Origin of the sequence: Acidiferrimicrobium sp. IK, from assembly GCF_025499425.1 — a bacterium.
Taxonomy (GTDB): domain Bacteria; phylum Actinomycetota; class Acidimicrobiia; order Acidimicrobiales; family Palsa-688; genus Acidiferrimicrobium.
Genome location: NZ_JAIMCB010000003.1, coordinates 413211 through 429666 on the forward strand (window position 1 = coordinate 413211; position 16456 = coordinate 429666).

20 protein-coding genes are annotated in these 16456 nt (G+C 70.8%); 5 read left to right on the top strand and 15 right to left on the bottom strand.

Annotated elements, in window-relative coordinates; translation table 11 throughout:
• Positions 1-6 precede the first annotated feature (6 nt).
• Genes K6U06_RS07555 through K6U06_RS07575 form a run of 5 tightly spaced genes read right to left on the bottom strand, consistent with a single transcriptional unit; the run spans position 7 to position 3888 of the window.
• Positions 7-858 carry an ABC transporter permease gene (locus K6U06_RS07555; protein ID WP_262321299.1) on the bottom strand — a complete coding sequence of 284 codons (852 nt, stop codon included), beginning with the start codon at positions 856-858 and terminating at the stop codon, positions 7-9.
• Positions 836-1618, bottom strand: coding sequence for an ABC transporter ATP-binding protein (locus tag K6U06_RS07560; protein WP_262321300.1), 783 nt, complete (start codon positions 1616-1618; stop codon positions 836-838). Before K6U06_RS07560 ends, K6U06_RS07555 begins: the two co-directional genes overlap by 23 nt.
• Entirely contained in the window at positions 1602-2243 is a 642-nt protein-coding gene (locus K6U06_RS07565; protein ID WP_262321301.1) for an RraA family protein, read from the bottom strand. Before K6U06_RS07565 ends, K6U06_RS07560 begins: the two co-directional genes overlap by 17 nt.
• Entirely contained in the window at positions 2240-2956 is a 717-nt protein-coding gene (locus K6U06_RS07570) for a PIG-L deacetylase family protein (protein WP_262321302.1), read from the bottom strand. Before K6U06_RS07570 ends, K6U06_RS07565 begins: the two co-directional genes overlap by 4 nt.
• The gene (locus tag K6U06_RS07575) at positions 2953-3888 is read right to left on the bottom strand and encodes a DUF6282 family protein (protein ID WP_262321303.1); all 936 of its coding nucleotides are present in this window, start codon (positions 3886-3888) and stop codon (positions 2953-2955) included. Before K6U06_RS07575 ends, K6U06_RS07570 begins: the two co-directional genes overlap by 4 nt.
• Before the next feature lie 253 nt (positions 3889-4141).
• Here K6U06_RS07575 and K6U06_RS07580 point away from each other — a divergent pair, with 253 nt between their 5' ends.
• Both K6U06_RS07580 and K6U06_RS07585 read left to right on the top strand, forming a co-directional pair.
• On the top strand, positions 4142-4909 hold the full coding sequence (locus tag K6U06_RS07580; protein WP_262321304.1) for an NAD(P)-dependent oxidoreductase: 768 nt from the start codon (positions 4142-4144) through the stop codon (positions 4907-4909).
• Positions 4909-5619, top strand: a complete 711-nt coding sequence (locus K6U06_RS07585; RefSeq protein WP_262321305.1) for a GntR family transcriptional regulator — start codon at positions 4909-4911, stop codon at positions 5617-5619. The genes K6U06_RS07580 and K6U06_RS07585 overlap by 1 nt, the downstream gene beginning before the upstream one ends.
• Positions 5620-5627: 8 nt before the next feature.
• On the opposite strand, the gene K6U06_RS07590 is transcribed toward K6U06_RS07585, so the two are convergent.
• The 4 genes from K6U06_RS07590 to K6U06_RS07605 are packed head-to-tail and all read right to left on the bottom strand — an operon-like array spanning position 5628 to position 9081.
• Entirely contained in the window at positions 5628-6092 is a 465-nt protein-coding gene (locus K6U06_RS07590; protein WP_262321306.1) for a plastocyanin/azurin family copper-binding protein, read from the bottom strand.
• Positions 6089-6928, bottom strand: a complete 840-nt coding sequence (locus K6U06_RS07595) for a ChbG/HpnK family deacetylase (RefSeq protein WP_262321307.1) — start codon at positions 6926-6928, stop codon at positions 6089-6091. Before K6U06_RS07595 ends, K6U06_RS07590 begins: the two co-directional genes overlap by 4 nt.
• Positions 6929-6944: 16 nt before the next feature.
• Positions 6945-8120 (bottom strand): steroid 3-ketoacyl-CoA thiolase, encoded by a 1176-nt coding sequence (locus K6U06_RS07600; protein WP_262321308.1) that lies wholly within the window; start codon positions 8118-8120, stop codon positions 6945-6947.
• 10 nt (positions 8121-8130) lie between these two features.
• A complete protein-coding gene (locus K6U06_RS07605; protein ID WP_262321309.1) occupies positions 8131-9081 on the bottom strand; it encodes a DMT family transporter in 951 nt (316 codons plus the stop codon).
• 155 nt (positions 9082-9236) lie between these two features.
• Here K6U06_RS07605 and K6U06_RS07610 point away from each other — a divergent pair, with 155 nt between their 5' ends.
• The gene (locus K6U06_RS07610; protein WP_262321310.1) at positions 9237-9557 is read left to right on the top strand and encodes a hypothetical protein; all 321 of its coding nucleotides are present in this window, start codon (positions 9237-9239) and stop codon (positions 9555-9557) included.
• Positions 9558-9608: 51 nt separating this feature from the next.
• Positions 9609-10556 carry an LLM class F420-dependent oxidoreductase gene (locus K6U06_RS07615; protein WP_262321311.1) on the top strand — a complete coding sequence of 316 codons (948 nt, stop codon included), beginning with the start codon at positions 9609-9611 and terminating at the stop codon, positions 10554-10556.
• Positions 10557-10574: 18 nt separating this feature from the next.
• On the opposite strand, the gene K6U06_RS07620 is transcribed toward K6U06_RS07615, so the two are convergent.
• The 6 genes from K6U06_RS07620 to K6U06_RS07645 form a co-directional block, all read right to left on the bottom strand.
• A complete protein-coding gene (locus K6U06_RS07620) occupies positions 10575-10919 on the bottom strand; it encodes a hypothetical protein (RefSeq protein WP_262321312.1) in 345 nt (114 codons plus the stop codon).
• Positions 10920-11135: 216 nt separating this feature from the next.
• Complete coding sequence (locus tag K6U06_RS07625; RefSeq protein WP_262321313.1) at positions 11136-12641, bottom strand: serine/threonine-protein kinase; 1506 nt, start codon at positions 12639-12641, stop codon at positions 11136-11138.
• Positions 12642-12694: 53 nt separating this feature from the next.
• On the bottom strand, positions 12695-13294 hold the full coding sequence (locus K6U06_RS07630) for a DsbA family protein (RefSeq protein WP_262321314.1): 600 nt from the start codon (positions 13292-13294) through the stop codon (positions 12695-12697).
• Positions 13295-13330: 36 nt separating this feature from the next.
• Positions 13331-14191: a phosphatase PAP2 family protein gene (locus tag K6U06_RS07635; protein ID WP_262321315.1), complete on the bottom strand. Its 861-nt coding sequence runs from the start codon at positions 14189-14191 to the stop codon at positions 13331-13333.
• Between the two features lie 61 nt (positions 14192-14252).
• The gene (locus K6U06_RS07640; protein ID WP_262321316.1) at positions 14253-15092 is read right to left on the bottom strand and encodes a RecB family exonuclease; all 840 of its coding nucleotides are present in this window, start codon (positions 15090-15092) and stop codon (positions 14253-14255) included.
• A 10-nt stretch (positions 15093-15102) separates the two neighbouring features.
• Positions 15103-15984 (bottom strand): alpha/beta fold hydrolase, encoded by an 882-nt coding sequence (locus K6U06_RS07645; protein ID WP_262321317.1) that lies wholly within the window; start codon positions 15982-15984, stop codon positions 15103-15105.
• A 73-nt stretch (positions 15985-16057) separates the two neighbouring features.
• Between K6U06_RS07645 and K6U06_RS07650 the strand changes: the two genes are divergently transcribed.
• A complete protein-coding gene (locus tag K6U06_RS07650; RefSeq protein ID WP_262321318.1) occupies positions 16058-16456 on the top strand; it encodes a nuclear transport factor 2 family protein in 399 nt (132 codons plus the stop codon).

Below are 16456 nucleotides of genomic sequence, written 5' to 3' on the forward strand. Positions count from 1 at the left end.
TGGTTGTCAGTGTTCGTCGTCGGCCGGTCGCCAGCGATCCGTCCAGCGTCCGAGGATGTTGACCAGTGCGTTCAAGATGGCGGCGATCACCGTCAAGGTGACAAGTGCCGCGAACACGCCGGCGGTGTTGAGAGTCGAGGCCGAATCGTTGATCAAATAGCCGAGGCCCTTATTCGATGCGACCAGCTCACCGATAACCGCGCCTATCAGTGCGTATGGAATAGCCACCCGCAGCCCAGTCAGGACCCCCGACATGCTGGCCGGCAGGATGACCTTGCGGATCAGCTGCGCCCTGGAGCCACCCATCAGGCGGACTGCGTCGATTAGTCCGGTGTCAACCTGCTTGATGCCGGCCGCGGTGTTTATGAACACCAGGAAGAACACGGTGGTGGCGGCCAGGATTACCTTCATCTGCAGACCAATCCCAAACCACACTATAAACAGCGGGGCCAATGCCACCTTGGGGACGGCATAAAGGGCCATGATGAACGGGTCCAGCACCGATGAGAGCGCCCGAAGGGAAGACAGGCCGAAACCAACCAGCACTCCTGCGGCTGCTCCCAGGACGTAGCCGAGCAATATCTCCTTTATGGTAATCCAACTGTTACTCCAGAGCGTTCCGGCATCGGCCCAGACCACCAGCTGATGCCACACCAGAGTCGGCTTGCTGACGAACAGGAGACTTATTAGATGGCCGGCCATCAGCTGCCAGCCGATGATTGCTGCGGCCAGAACCCCGAGGCGAGCGGCGAAAATCAAGACCTTCTGGCCGTGACGCTGGCGCCAGCTGAGCGCCTCTGTTATCTGCAGAGGGGCGCCGATGGCTCGGCTCGGCTCATGTTGCAGGAATGACGTCATCGCGTCCTCCTTTCAGAGCGCGGTTCAGCTGGCGGTGCATGTTTACGAAGTCGGGGTCGACTCTTATGTCGTCCAGGTCGCGGGGCCGCTCCAAGGGGACCGCCACGTCCAGGCGCACCTGGCCTCGCTCGCCGAGTACCACCACTCGGTCGCCGAGGACGAGGGCCTCCTCGATGTCGTGGGTCACAAACACCACGCTGCGGCCGCTGCCTTGCCAGAGACGGAGGAGCTCCGCCTGCATCTCGGCTCGCAGCTGAGCATCCAGCGCTCCGAACGGTTCGTCGAGGAGCAGCAGACCGGGATCAGAGATGAGCATCCTGGCCAGGGAAGCGCGGCGGCGCATGCCGCCTGACAGCTCGCGAGGGTAGTGACCCTCGTGGCCTTTCAGGCCGACCATTTCGATCAGCTGGTCGGAGCGGCGCTTGCGCTCCGCACGCTCGACTCCCCGCAGTTCCAGCGGCAGTTCTATGTTGCGGTGTAGCTTCCGCCACGGCATCAAGGTGTCGGACTGCGTCAGGTAGCCAACGCCCGGGCACGGCCCGCTGAGCGCCGCTCCCCGTAGGAGGATCTGCCCGGAGCTGGGCCGGCTGAGTCCGGCGAACAGGTTGAGCAGCGTCGACTTGCCGCAGCCGCTGCGGCCGAGCAGGGCCACGAAGGTGCCCTCCTTGACTACCAGGTCGCAGGACTCGAGTGCCACGATCCGGTGGTTGTCCTTGGCGAACAATTTGGCGACCTGGCGGGCTTCAAGGACGGGCGGCATGCTTCTCGTCCTCGTCGCGCAGACCGTACAGGTCATAGCTCAGCTGGCCGGTCTTGTACTTGTCGAGCAGGCCGTTCTCCTTGTCGACCCGGGAGCGGGCCTTGGTCATCAGGGTTTCTATGTCTTGATCGGGCATCGTCCAACCGCCGTCGGAGTCGAGGACGAGCCAGTCACCTGGCCCGACCACGCAGCCGCCGAGGGCGACGGGCACGTCAATGGCGCCTCGGGCCGCCTTGACCGCGCCGCGAGCTGACACGAACCGGGTCCATACAGGTAGGCCCAACTCGCGCAGCCTGTCCACGTCACGCACCGCCGCATCCACGAGCACCCCGGCGGCACCGCTGTGCTGGGCCTGCGTGGCCAAAAGCTCTCCGAAGAGGGCCACCGGCTCCGGTCGGGGCATGCGCAAGACCATCACGTCACCAGGCTCGACACGGGCTATCAGCTCGTGCACCGCCCTGTTGTCTCCCTGACCGCAGGCCGCGATGCGGGCCGGCCCGGCGACCGACTGTCCGGGTAGCAATGCGGTTAATGGAATGTCCAGCAGCCCGACTCGTCCGGCGGCCTCGTAGCACGTGGCCACCCCCAGAGCGGCCAGTTCTTTGCTCCGGGACGCGAGGGTCACAGGAGGCTCACCACTTGAGGGGTGATCCGCTGGAACGCCTCGGCGTAGCCGATGCTGCTGTCCCCGGTTACCTTGCGGGCGTGATTGCCGCGGTGCCCGGCGCGCTCCGTGTAGTACTGCTGCAGGTACTTCTGGGCTTCCATGGCCTCCATGGCTCGACGTTTGGTCTCGAAGCTGGCGGTGATGTCCACGAACGTGGTGGGGATGAACCCGCAAAGCTCCGGCTGGTGCGGCTCGAACAGGAAGAACTGCGAAGGCGGCACTGTCTCGAACGCGCTCGCCACTCCCGCACCGGAGCTGAGCAGGCGCGCCCGGCGGGTGGCCTCGTGGGCCACCGGGTGGTCGGGGTTGAACGGGTCAACCGCGGGGTGGGTGATCACCACCTCCGGTCGCAGTCGCCGGATCACGTCCCGCAGCCGTTCGAGGGCCGCGTCGTCGACCACCAGCGGGTAGTCGCCCAGGTCCATGCACACCAACTCGGCGCCGACGAGGGCAGCCGCCTTCTCGGCTTCCGACCGGCGAATGTCCTTGACCTGCTGCTCGGTCTGCTCGGGAAGCTTCCACAATTCCCCGGACTCGCCCCGTTCGCCAAACGAGAGGGCGACGACCACGGAGGTTCCACCGGCCGAGGTGTTGTTGGCGACGACCCCGCCGGCCCGCCACACGAAATCTGCGCTGTGGGCTCCTACTACCAGCAGACGGACCCCGCTCACGCCGCCTCCTTCGGGGTTATGAGCCTGGTCGGGTTCTCCACTGTCATCAGATGCACCTCGTCCTCGTCGAAGCCCGCCCCGAGCAGGTGGTCGGCCATCAACGCCAAGCCGTCTTCCACCGGCGGGTTGAACGGCTGGCCCAGGTCGCTGGAGAGGAAGGAGCTGGCTACCCCGGAGGTGCGGATGTTGGCGATCATCTCGGCCCACTCCACCTTGCCGGTGTAGGGGGTGGTGAAGCACCTTTCCAAGAAGGCTCCCCGCTCGGCGAGCTCCCGCTGGTCGTGACCAGACAGGCGCTGGCTGGTGAATTCCGGGTGGGTGACGATGATCCGTTGCACGCCCGCTTCGTTGGCGGCTCGGACGACCGACATGATCTCGTCCCGGCTGAGGTGGCCGGTGCCGAGAGCAAGGTCGTAGCGGGCCATGATCTGCAGCACGCTGATGACCTCGGGAAGCACCTCGCCGCCCTCGTCGACCACCGATACGGGGGAGGCGGCGATGCCGCGCTCGAGCAATTCGGATTGCAGCTGGGCCCACATCGGAGGCTTGGCCCCTTCCGGGTCTGCTGCGGTGCAGGTTCTTTGGTTGTGGCTATCCACGGTCGGCATCCACACGATGCGGGCGCCTTCCCGAGCGGCAATCTCGACCGCCACCGGATTGATGCCGCCCACCGACCCGTTCAATGTAATGGCGCCGTAGACAGCAACACCGGGAACCGCACTGCGTACCGTGGCGGCTCGCTCGGCGGTTGGGACGTAATGGGACTTGAGCACGAAGCCGCCCAAGCCCTCCTCCCGGTGGCGTTTGGCGAGGTCGAAGTCGGTCACTCGGCGGCGCATTACGTCAGGCGCCACGTGCACGTGCAGGTCCACGGCCCCCGTCACCAGGTTGCGGGCGCGTTCGCTCGGACGCGGATGTCCTTCGTCAGTCATCTAGTTCCTATCGCTCCTCGAGAGATCAGAGCGAGACGGGATGCTCCGGAAGCCGGTGACGTTCTCGTCCCCCCGGTTGGTCACCCTAGGAGTCGCTGACAGGATTGTCAACAGTTCTGTCGATAATATGATTGGCATCTCGCCGGTACGCTCGTCGGCGAACTACCAAGGGGGACCCATGGAAGAGTCGACGCCAGCCGGGCCCGTATCGGCCCCTAGTCCCGGCACGTCGCGCGCAGCAGCCGGGCCCATCGTGGCGGTGCTGGGTTTGGGTGAGGCGGGCAGCGAGATTGCTGGTGGACTGGTGGCAGCCGGTGCCACGGTGCGTGGCTACGATCCCCGGGTCCGTCCGGGACCGGGCCTGATCGCCTGCTCCAGCGAGGCCGAAGCCTCCACGGGAGCCGACCTGGTGCTGAGCGTCAACAGTGCCCACGACGCCCTCGACGCCCTCCGGGCCGGGGTGGAAGCTCTGCCACCCGTCGCTGTGTGGGCCGACCTGAACACCGGTTCGCCTCGCCTCAAGGAGCGACTCGCCGCCCTGGCCGCCGACCACCGCCGGTCATTTGCCGACGTGGCGCTGATGTCACCGGTGCCCGGGCGGGGATTGCGAACCCCGATGCTTGCGTCCGGGCACGGCGCCAGCGGTTACTCAGCGCTGCTGACGCCGCTCGGAGCGAACATCGAGGTACTACAGGGCGCGGCCGGCGTAGCCGCTGCCCGTAAGCTCCTGCGCAGTGTGTTCTACAAGGGAATGGCCGCCTCGGCGGTGGAAGCCCTAGCCGCCGCTCGGCGGACCGGCCAGGAGCAATGGCTCAGAGCCCACATTTCCGAGGAACTAGAACAGGCGACAGCCGAGACGTTGGTGCGCTTGGAGACCGGGACTTACCGCCACGCCCGTAGGCGCAGCGAAGAGATGCGCGCCGCCGCCGAGCTCCTGCGCGACTTGGGTATAGCTCCTCACATGAGCGCGGCCAGTGCCGCGCTATTGGGCGACCTCTTGCAGACCACGGCGGATTCGTGATGAAAGACGCCGCCCAGCAGGTACCCGCCGCCCCCGAAGACACCGCACCTGGTAACGGTGATGCCGCTAACGACCCGACGTCGGAGGTGGTGGAAGCCATCCGCCGGGCCATCCTCGAGGGCGAGTACGCGCCCCGCGAACGGCTGGTGGAAGCGGAACTCTCCAAGCGGTTTTCCGCCAGCCGATTCTCCGCTCGGGTGGCCCTGCAGCAACTGGCGTTCGAGGGTCTGGTCGAGCTGCAGCGCAACCGCGGCGCGAGTGTGCGTGCGGTGTCGATTCCCGAAGCCATCGAGATCACTCAGGTGAGGGCGGTGCTGGAGGGCTTCTGCGCCGCTCGCGCGGCCGAGCTGGCCAGCGACGAAGAGATCGTCGCTCTGCAGGAGACGACGGCCGCTATGCGTCGGGCCGTGGACGAGGGGGCGATGATGACCTACAGCGGGCTCAACGCCAAACTGCACTCCCAGATACGAACCATCGCCGCCAACCCCACTTGCGCCCGGCTCCTCGAGCAGATGCGGGCGCAGATGGTCCGTCACCAGTTCGTGCTGGCCCTCCAGCCCGGCCGGCCGTCCGTGTCGGTGAACCAGCACATCGCCGTGGTCAACGCGATCGCCGCCCGCGACAGCGATGCCGCCAGCCGCGCCATGCACGAGCACCTCGCCAGCGTCCTGTCAACGCTGCAGAGCTTGCCCCACAGCCGGGTGCATTGAACCTGGCCTCAGGACCCGACGGTCACGGTCCCGGTCATGTAGGGGTGGATACCGCAGATGTAGGGGTAGGTCCCGGCCTTGGTGAAGGTGTGGGACCAATGGTCCCGGGAGGAGTTGGCCAGCAGTAGAGGGCTCACCGGGATCCCGCCGGCGCTGAACTTGACGTCGTGGGCCGCTACGTCACGGTTGACCCACGTCACCGTGGTACCCACTGCGATGGTCAGGGCCTTGGGGGAGAAGGCAAAGTTGTTGATGGTGACGGTAGGGCCGCCGGCCGTCGTGCCGCCCGCAGCGGTGCCCGAGGTGGCGGTGCTCGGGGTGGCGGTGTTCGGGGTGGCGGCCGGCGAGCCCGACGACGACCCGCCGCAGCCGGTGACCGCCAATGCTGCTGTCGCGCCGAGAGCGGCCAGCGCGCACCGGGACGTGCGGCGGCGGGGTCTGGGCGGGCGGGACGTCGCCGGGGCAGCGGTCATCTTCGTCCTCTCTGCAGATCGCGGATGGCCCGGTACCCGATGGTGGTGACCCCGACGCGCCGGGCCAGGGTGCGCAGAGACGCGCCGTCGAGGGCCAGGTCGTGGTCGTCGACTCGGGCCGGCCAGTCCGGCGCGATTGCCCGCAGTTCCGGGCTGTCGACCGCCGGTCGCAGAACGACCTCGGTCACTCCGGGCTGCATCTCGCTGAGCAGTCGTTCGAGAACCCGACGGGCGCTGGCGGTCCGGTTCACCCTCACGACCTGGTCCGGGCTGAACACCCCTTCGTCGGCCGCCAGGGACCGGAAAGGGAACCCGGCCTGGCGTTCCGCGCTCGCTGGGGGCATGCGCAGCGGAAGGCGGAACTCGACGGCCAGATCCAACGCGACATCGAAGAACTCCGGCCTCAAGTCGAGCGCGCCGAGGTGGGCGCTCAGGTGGCTGATGTCGAAGCCCCAGTAGATGGCCCTCTCGATCTGCGCCCGGCACTCGCGGCGGACCTCCTCGGTGTCGGCGTGATCCCAGAGGTCGTCGAGGGTCCGCGGGAACCCGCCGTCCCCGTCGAGCAGCGACGGGCAGTAGGTCGTCGGGCCCCACCGGTAGAGGTCGTACTCGGCGTTCAGGGTGAGATGAACCCCGACGTCCTCTCCCCGGTAACGCGACGCCGCCTCCCGGGACCACGGCCCCGGGACTACCAACCCGGCCGCGGTGGCCATCCCCTCGCGCAACGCGCCGTACACCCCTGCGTTGTGCGCCCAGCTCACGCCGAGCTCGTCGCAGGTGATGATCAGCAGTGAGGCATCGGAACGAAAGCCGAGGGCCTCCGCGAGCGCGGTCATCGGCGGTGAGGGATGCTCAGCGCTCGATGAGGGTGCCGGTCCCCAGACCGCCACCGCAGCACATCGACACCAGGCCCTTGTGCCCGCCGGTGCGCTCGAGCTCGTAGAGCGCCTTGGTGAGGAGGATGACGCCGGTCCCGCCGAGGGGATGGCCCAGCGCGATGGCGCCGCCGTTGGGGTTGACCGCCGCCGGCCTCGGACCGGTCTCTTTCTCCCAGGCCAGGACCACCGACGCGAACGCCTCGTTGATCTCGGCGACGTCGATGTCGTCCATGCTCCATCCGGAGCGCTGGAGGAGCCGGGCGCTGGCGTCGATCGGGCCGGTCAGCATCAGTACCGGGTCGACGCCGACGAGGCAGGTCTCCACGATCCGGGCCTTGGGGGTCAATCCCAGCTGCGAGGCCCGCTCTGCGGTCATCATCAGCACCGCACCGGCGCCGTCGGAGATCTGCGATGAGCTGCCCGCAGTGTGCACGCCGTCAGGACGGGCGACGGGCTTGAGGGACGCCAGCGCTTCAAGTGACGTGTCGCGGAGGCCCTCGTCGCGGGTGACGGTCCTGGTCTCGCCGGTCGGCGCGCCGCTCTCGTCGAGCACCGGCGCTTCGATCGGCACGATCTGCCCGTCGAAGCGGCCTTCGGCCCACGCCTGCGCGGCTTTCTGCTGGGAGGCCAGACCGAAGCGGTCGGCGTCCTCCCGGCTGATTCCCCACTTGTCGGCGATGCGCTCGGCGCCCTCGAACTGCGAGGTGAACTCGAACCGGGAGAAGTAGGACTTCGGGACGGCTCGGCCCAGGCCGAGCTCCTTTTTCGAGTTGGAGCCGATCGGGATCCGGCTCATCGACTCCACGCCGGACGCGATGGCAACGTCGATCACCCCCGCGGCGATCATGGCTGCGGCCAGGCCGGTCGCCTGCTGGCTGGACCCGCACTGGGTGTCGACGGTGGTCGTGGCCACCGTTTCGGGTAGCCCGGCGGAGAGCCATGCGGTCCGCCCGACGTTGAACGACTGCTCGCCGACTTGGCTGACGCAGCCGGTGACCATCTGACCCACCGCCGACGGATCGATGCCCGTTCGCTCGACGAGGCCGGTCAGCACGGCGCCGAGCAAGTCGGCGGGGTGCACGGTGGACAGCCCTCCGTTGCGGCGGCCAACAGGGCTACGGACGGCATCGACGATCACGACCTCAGACATGCTCGGTACCCTACCGTTCGGCCGCGCCGAGCGGCCTGCCGGGAGGGCGCCCGACGACCGCGGCGGGGGCAGCGCCCGACGGTGCCTTGCCCGCCAGCGCCGCGCCGCGCCGGTAGCGGCCGGTGGCGAGGACCGACCCGGCCAGGATGAGAGCGGCGCCGAGCAGCGTGGACCACCCGGCCCGCTCGCCTAGGAACCCGACGCCGAGGGTCACCGCGACCACCGGGTTCACGTAGGTGATCACCGTCGCTCGGACCGGGCCGATCTCCCGGATGAGGGCGAAAAACAGCAAGAACGCGGCTGCGGTGCACACCACGCCGAGGACCGCCACCGAGGCGATTACCCGCCAGCCGGGAAGGTGCCCGGGCAGCCGGGCGACGCCAGCGGGGGCGTAGAGCACCGCGCAGAGGAGCAGGGACGCGGCGACCACGCCGAGCGCCGGCAGGTCGCTGAGGTGGCGGGCGAGGATCGCGGGCCCGGCCGCGTAGCCGACCACGACGACACCGACCTCGGCGATCGACGCCGCCGCGGCGCCCGACAGGTCCAGCCCGGCGAGCACGACCACACCGGCCAACCCCACCGCGAGCCCTGCGACCTGCAGGCGGCTCAAGCGGTCGCGGGTCGCGGACCCGAGGGCGATGACCGCCCCGACGAGCGGGACCGCCGCGACGAGGAGCCCCGACAGCGAGCTGGGCAGCCGCTTCTCCGCCTGGGAGAGAAGGCCCCAGGGGATCGCCAGCTCGACGATGGTGTAAGCCACCAGCGGACGCCAGCGGCGGGCGACCACCGTGACGTCGCCTCTCCTGAGGGCGATGGGAAAAAGGAGCAGTGCGCCCAGACCGGTGCGGGCCATCACCAGCGACGCCGGCGTGAAGTCCCTCACCGCGACCTTGATCAGCAGGTAGGGAATTCCCCAGATGATCCCCATCGCCCCGAAGAGCAACCAGCCTCGCCGGGTCACGGCCGAAGAGCTTACGGCCAGGCGCCTGCGGGCCGGACTGGAATTCCCTGCGCCGGGGAAGGACAGCCGGCGGAACCGTGTTGCACGAGGGGAGACGGCCGCCGCTTGGCTCAGCGACCCGAGAAAATGTCACACCCTCCGAGGAGGATGGTCACATGGCACAGCAGCTCCCGTTGATCGAGTCCCGGACCGACACCGACAACACCCGTCCGAGCACTGCGCGGCGCGCCACCCGGAGCGGCGCGGGGCCCCGGCCCGGTTCCCAGTCACGGGCCTCGCGCGGCGCCCGGGCATTCGCAGTGCGCCCCGGGGTCACCGACGGCACCGGGGTGCTCATCGAGATCCCCGCGGTGGACTGGCACATCGACGAGCACACCAAAGAAGTGGGGCTGGCCGGTGTGGCCGCCGCCCGCCAGGCCCTAGCCGCTGCAGCCGGCCGGGGCCCCCGTCTCCACGGGCGGCCCGCCGCGGCCTGAGCGGACGCAGCGCCCAGGGTCCCGGCCCCGGTGGTTGGCTAGCCTCCGGCTGTGACCTACGGCATCACTGTCCCCTTCGACAACGTCCCCTTGGCCGAGCACCGCGAGTGGTTCGAGGAGCTGGTCGACTTGGGCTACACCGACGTGTGGTCGTCGGAGGCGGACGGGACCGACGCCTTCACCCCCTTGGCTCTCGCCGCCGCCTGGACGCCATCCCTCCGGCTCGGCACCGCCATCGTCCCCGCCTACACCCGCGGACCGGCGCTTCTGGCCCAAAGCGTCGCCGCGCTGGCCGAGGCCGCGCCTGGCAGGTTCGCCTTCGGCATCGGCACGTCCTCCAACGTGATCGTCGAGTCGTGGAACGGGATGGAGTTCACTGAGCCCTACAAGCGCACCCGCGACTCGGTCCGGTTTCTCAAGGCGGCGCTGACCGGTGAGCGCGTCGACGAGGAGTACGACACATTCCGGGTGCGGGGCTTCCGCCTGGGCCGCCCGCCGGCGGTTCCGCCGACCATCCTGGTAGCTGCTCTGCGCCCGGGGATGCTGCGCCTGGCCGGCAGGGAGGCCGACGGCGCGATCATCAACTGGCTCGGCGCCGACGACGTGCCCCGCGTCGTGCCGGAGGTCGGGGCGGGCAAGGAGATCGTGGCCCGGATCTTCGTGTGCCCCTCCGAGGACACCGAGACCGTGCGAGGCCTGGGCCGGAGGGTCATCGCCGCCTACCTCAACGTGCCGGTGTACGCCGCGTTCCACGAGTGGCTGGGCCGGGGCCCGCAGCTGGAGGGTATGTGGAAGGCCTGGCAGGCCGGTGACCGAAAGGCCGCCTTGGCTGCCATCCCCGACGAGGTGGTCGACGCCTTGGTGCTGCACGGCTCCCCCGAGCAGGTCCGCGCCGGCGTGCAGCGCTACGTCGATGCGGGTGTCACCACCCCGGCGCTGGCGTTGCTGCCTTTCGGTATCGACACCCGGCAGGCGGTGCGGGACCTCGCTCCTCGCTAGCCCCTCGGGCCGGCGCCGCTACGGGCCGTCGGGCGGCGCGAGCGGGTCGTCGAGGAGGCAGAGCTGCTCGCAGCGCCCGGCCCGCTCGGTGAGCGGCTCCCACGCCACGCCGCCGCGAGGGCCGGCGCAGCGGACGTGAAGCCGCTCGACGGGGAGGCTGCGCGACGCGCCGCGGGCGTCGACGACTCCGATGCTGCCGTCACACTCGCGTCGGGTGACGGTGCCGGCCAGCCACCGGCTGCCGTTGCCGGGCCGCCATCTCACCGCCTCCCCGGGGCAGAGCCCGAGGATGGCCAGCTCCTCGTCGCTGCGGTCGGCAGGGGGGCCTGCGGTCGTCTTGCGCCGCGTCCGGTCCGGCGCCACCCGCACCCGATGGTCAGGGGTGTGACGCGCCGGCGACCGGTGGAAGGGCCCCGTCCCCGCGGGGGGCGTGCCCGGGCTGCCGCTACCGACCCGCTCTCGGGCCGGGTCCCGGCCGGTCTCGGCCGGCCCGGACCGGCCAGGATCGGAGGGGGTAGGGCAGAAGACGGCCCGATCGAAGGCCCCTTGCTCGGGGGCGGCCCGGTCCGCCATTGCCGGCTACCAGCCGCCCGAACGCGACAGCACGAAATCCCCGGCGCTGGCCCCGACCGCGCTCGACACCCGGAGGGTCAGCTCCTCGCTGTGGGACCCGAAGCAGCCCGGCTTCTGGACCGTCGCCGTCGCGGCCTGGCCGTCGATGCTCGTCGCCGTGGCGACCACCGACGACCCGTGAAGCACGTCCAGGCGGTCGGCGACGTGCGCCGGCGACGTGAGCTCCACCCGGAGGGTGTCGGAGCACAACGAGAACAGATGACCGTCCACCTTGGTGGTGAAGGTGTCCACCGCGCCGGCGGGGACCAGGTTGGCGGTGATCGGCTTGGCGGCGGTCAGGACCTGGCTTCCGGTGTAGTCCGAGCGGGCTTCGCATCCGTCGGCGGCCAGCGCGTCGAGGTCGTACCAGCCCGGAAGGCACCGGTAGCCGTCGGTGTGGGGGGCCGGGGCCGCGCCGCACGCCTGGTACACCAGCGGCTGGCACGCCGGGGCGGTGCCGGGGACGCCGGCCACGTGGCGGGCCGCGGCGTTGCCGGAGCCGCCGGTGAGGGCGATCGCCGCCACCGCAGCCACCGCCAGCATCCCCGCCGACGCGCACACCGCCGCCGCGACCCGGCGCCGACGGGACCACGGGCGGGGTCCGTCCCCGCCGAGAAGGGCCCGGCGGCCCCAGCGCCGACCGTCCCGTCGCCGGCGGCGGCTGCTGGTCGGGTCTGGTGCGGCGGCGCCGAGCTCGGTGCCTTCCAAGCCGCCGAGCACGGCCGCGGCGCTGGGCCGGCAGGCCGGGTCAGGGTGGAGCATCGCGGCCAGCGGCGCCCGCAGCACGGTGGGCACCGTCGCGGGCAGTGGGATGTGCTCGCCGCGCGCGGCCCGGGCCAGGACCGCGTCCGGCGGTCCGGCGCCCCACGGGGTCTGCCCCGTCGCGGCGAACAGGAGGGTGGCGCCGAGAGAGAACACGTCCGAAGCCGGGCCGGCGCTCTCCCCCCGGGCCTGCTCGGGGGCCATCCAGTGCGGAGTGCCGACCACCGTCCCGGCCACGGTCAAGCCGGCGGTGAGGTCACGGCTCACCGCGACGCCGAAGTCGGCCAGCGCCGGGCGCCCGGCGTCGTCGAACAGCACGTTGCCCGGCTTGACGTCCCGGTGGGTCACCCCGGCCCGGTGCGCTGCGGCCAGCCCCTCGAGCAGCGCCCGGCCGGCGGCGACCACCTGCGCCGGCGGGAGCGGCCCGCCGAGGGCGACCCGGTCGGCGAGGCTGCCGGCCAGCGCCGGCATCACGATGACCACGTCGGTCCCGTCGTCTTCCACGTCGAGGACCGGCACGATCGACGGGTGGTGCAGGGCGGCGAGGATCTCCGCTTCCCGCCGCAACCGCCGGCGGGCGGTCTCCATCTCGAGCGCCGAGCCGCCCAGCGGCAGGCGTTTGCGGGCCACCCGGGTACCGTCCTGGGTGACTGCCAACTCGACCACCGCCATGGCGCCCCGGCCGAGCAGGCCGACGACCTCGTAACGCACCGCCGCATCCTACGGGCCGGGCGGTCGCTGCAACGGCCGGCCCGGTCCCGGCCCTACACGGGCAGCTGCGTCGCCTTGAACTCGTTGAGCTCCGGCCACCCCGTGACCATGTCCACGATCCGGTTCATGGTGGACGTCGCCTTGGCCGCGTCGCCGTCAGCCCGGTCGAGCAGCCGTACGAACACCGCCCGGTCGCCGTGGATGAACGTAGGAACGCCGAACACCTCGAGCTGGTCGACCCCGGCGGTGTGCTCCTTGCGGGCCACCTCCACCGGCCATCCGTCGTCGATCTCTGCCATCACCGCCGCGGCGTCGACCCCGCAGCCGGCGAGGACCTCGGAGACGACCTCCCTCTTGCGGGTGTCGAGCGAGTGAGCGTGGCGGGCCTCGAACAGCGCCCGGTGCACCGCAAGGAATTTCTCGGGTTGCCGGTCGCGTACCACGATGCCGGCGTAGTTGACGACCATGCCCGGGTACTTCTCCGGCTCGTCCCACACCGACGGCTGGCCCGCCTCTATGTGGGGCTGGTCGAGGGAGAACGCACGGAACTCGACGTCCCAGTCCGCGCCGGCCTCGAGGGCGGTCAGCAGGTGGTCGTGGGCGTTGCGGGCGAAGGGGCAGCGGTAGTCCCAGGTGACAGCGAAGGCGACCATGGACGGTCCAACGACACCGGAGCCTCGGTCATTCCGTCAGCCGCGTTCGCCGTCGACGGCGCTGGACGTGTCGGGTTCGTCCTCGACCAGCGCCAGGCGGGGCGCGGGCGCCGCCACCGGCCGGATCGGCACCATCTGGCGGGTCAGCTCGCCGAGTAGCGCCCCGAGCAGCGCCCCGCCGACGACGTCGGAGGCGTGGTGGATCTTCACGTGGACCCTCGACGCGGCGACGATCACGGCCAGCCCGTAGTAAGCGGGCCACCACGGGTCGTCGTCGCGAAGCAACGCCGCAGCGAAGAACGCGGCGGTGGCGTGACCGCTCGGGAAGCTGCTGGTCCTCGGCTGGCGGAGGTAGAGGGCTCGGGGTCCGTCGTGCACCGGCCGGCGGCGGCGGAACATCCATTTCACCGGTCCGTTCACCAGCGCCGACTCGATGCCCAAACCGGCGGACGCCCGTACCAGGCGCCGGCGCCAGTTGGCGTCGCGCCTGCGCAGCGCTTGGATGCCGGCGATGACCAGCCACACCAGGCCGTGGTCCCCGACCGCGCTGGCCGCGTAGAACACCGCGTCGGGCACCGGCCGTCCTCGCAGCCGCTCGGAGAACCACCGGTCGACGACCTGGTCGAAGTCGACGATCCAGCCGTCCTCGGGCAGGGCGATCGATGGGGGGACCCACTTCCAGCGCTCCGGGTCGGCCATCCGGTTGGCCGACGACGCCAGCGCCGCGGTGGTCCTGGCCACCGCCGGTCCGAGCCGCCCGTCGGGCGCCGGCCCGGCGGTGGCAGCAGGCTCGCCGGCCGCGGGTGCCCCTTCATGCAGGGTCGCCGCTGGGACCGGAGCGGGGCGCTCGGGGGCTCCGTCGGGGGGTGTGACAGGGGTCGTGTCAGGTCGACGCACGGACCTCACCCTGCCATCCCCGCCACCCGCGAGGCGAGGCGCCCCACGGGTGTCACCTCCGTCACGCCGGCAACGGCAGCGGCGTGGCGGGAGCCGGGAGCGCAGCGCCGGGCCGGGGGACCAGCGACAAGTCCCCGCCTACCGCGGGGCAATAGGCCCGGTAGGCGCACGTCGCGCACAGCCGGCCCGGCTTGGGGCGGAAGTCCTCCCGCTCGCAGGCCCGCTCGACCGCCGACCACACCGCGGTGGTCTGCTGGCGCAGGCCCCGGATGGACTGCTCCGAGGGGACCGTCGAGATGGCGATCGGCTCCCGCAGGTGCAGCAGCTGGACCCTGGCTGGCCGCCGGCCCAGGACCGCCTCGCACAAGAACGCGTAGAAGTGGACGCCGACCAGCTTGGTCTGCTCGTAGGCCTCCGACGGCGCCCGGCCGGTCTTGTAGTCGGTGACCACCAGCTCTCCGTTGGCGTCGAGCTCGAGGCGGTCGATGATCCCTCGCAGGTGCAGCGTGCCGAGGTGGACCGACAAGAACAGCTCAGTGCCGAGAACCTGAACGTCGTTGGGGTCCTCGAGGGTGAAGTAGTTGTCGAGCAGGACCGCGGCGTCGGCGACGAACGCGGCCCGCTCCTCGGGGGTGAGGGCCAGGTCGGCCAGCTCCGGACCGTCGAGGACCTCCGGCACGGCCCGCTCCAGGGCGGCGTGAGCCGCTCCCGGTGTCCGCTCGCCCGGGTCGTGCTCGAACATCAGCAGCTGCAGGGCCCGATGGACCAGCGTGCCCTTGGCTGCGTAGGGCGACGACGGCTCGGGGAGACGGTCGATCGCCGAGAGCCGGAACGCCAGCGCGCAGTCCTTGAACGACGAGACCTTCGACGGCGACAGCGATGTCGGCAGCGGGAGGGTCACGCCAGCCAGGCTAACGAGCAGGTGTGACAGCGGCGGCGATAGCGTCCGCGACGAGCTGCGGGTCCTCCATCGGCCCGAAGTGGCCGAGGGTGGCGAAGTGCTGGCTGCGACCGGCGGGGAGCCGCTCGGCGATGAGGTCGACGATGCTTCCGGGGCCGCCGGGCGGACCGAGGTCCCCGCCTGCGACGGTCACCGGGATCTGGACCTCGCCGAGGCGGGAGAAGATGTCGGTTCGGGGGGCGCCCTCATAGACCGTTGCTTCCTCCGGTCCGGGCAGGCGCAGCGTTACCGAGCCGTCCGGCTGGTCGGCGAACCCGTGCGCGACGTAGGCCTCGACGATGCCGGGCGCCAGGATCGACAGCGGCGCCTTGGAGCGAAAGTTGGCGACCGCGGCGTCCGCCGAAGCGAAACGCGTTCGCCGGCGCCGGGCCCCGTCGGCCAGGGTGGGCGGCCCTCCCAGGCGGCCCCCGGGGGGGATGACGATCGGCTCGAAGCAGTGCAGCGCGGAGAACGTGCCCGGACGGCGCTGCTCGGCCATCAGCAGCGCTGCCCCTCCGAGGGAGTGGCCGGCCGCCACCGGGCGTTCGAGGCCGAGGGCGTCCACCACCCGGTGCAAGTCGGAGGCGAAGCTCGACCAGTCGAGGTACGAGCGGCTCGGCGAGGGATCCGAGGTGCCGTGACCCCGCTGGTCGAGCGCCCACACGCGATGCCTGGACCGCAGGGCGGCGGCGGCGCCGATCCAAGTCCAGGCGTGAAAGCCGGTGGCGTGCACCAAGAGGATCGGCGGCCCGGAACCCCCGAAATCCCAGGTGGCGACCTCGACGCCGTCGGCGCCGGCCACTCTGGGCCCGGGCCGGGGCGGGTCGGGGACCAGGGAATCGAGAGTCGTCACCGCCCGCCGACGGTAGGGGCGGTGCCGCCGACAGGCAAAAATGAGCGGCGGCGGACCGGGGTACGGTGCCTGGATGGACGAGGTGGAAGCGGTCCGGGAAGCCAACCAGCGGTACTACCGGGCCTTCGAGTCGTCGGACCTCGACTCCATGTCAGCGGTCTGGGAGCACAGCGCCCGGGTGGTGTGCACCCATCCCGGCTGGTCGACCCTGCGCGGGTGGGGGCAGGTCGCGTCGTCGTACTTCGCGCTGTTCCAAAACGGTGGGCACACCCAGTTCGTGCTCACCGAGGAACGCCCGGAGGTCGGCGCAGACACCGCGTGGGTGTCGGTGGACGAGAACCTCCTCGGCGACGACTCCGGGGTGACCGTCGCCTGCCTCAACGTGTTCGTCCGCCACGAGGACGGCTGGCGGATGGTCGCCCACCACGGCTCGGTCGTCCACGCGGCGACGGGCGGGCTGGCGGGGGCCTAG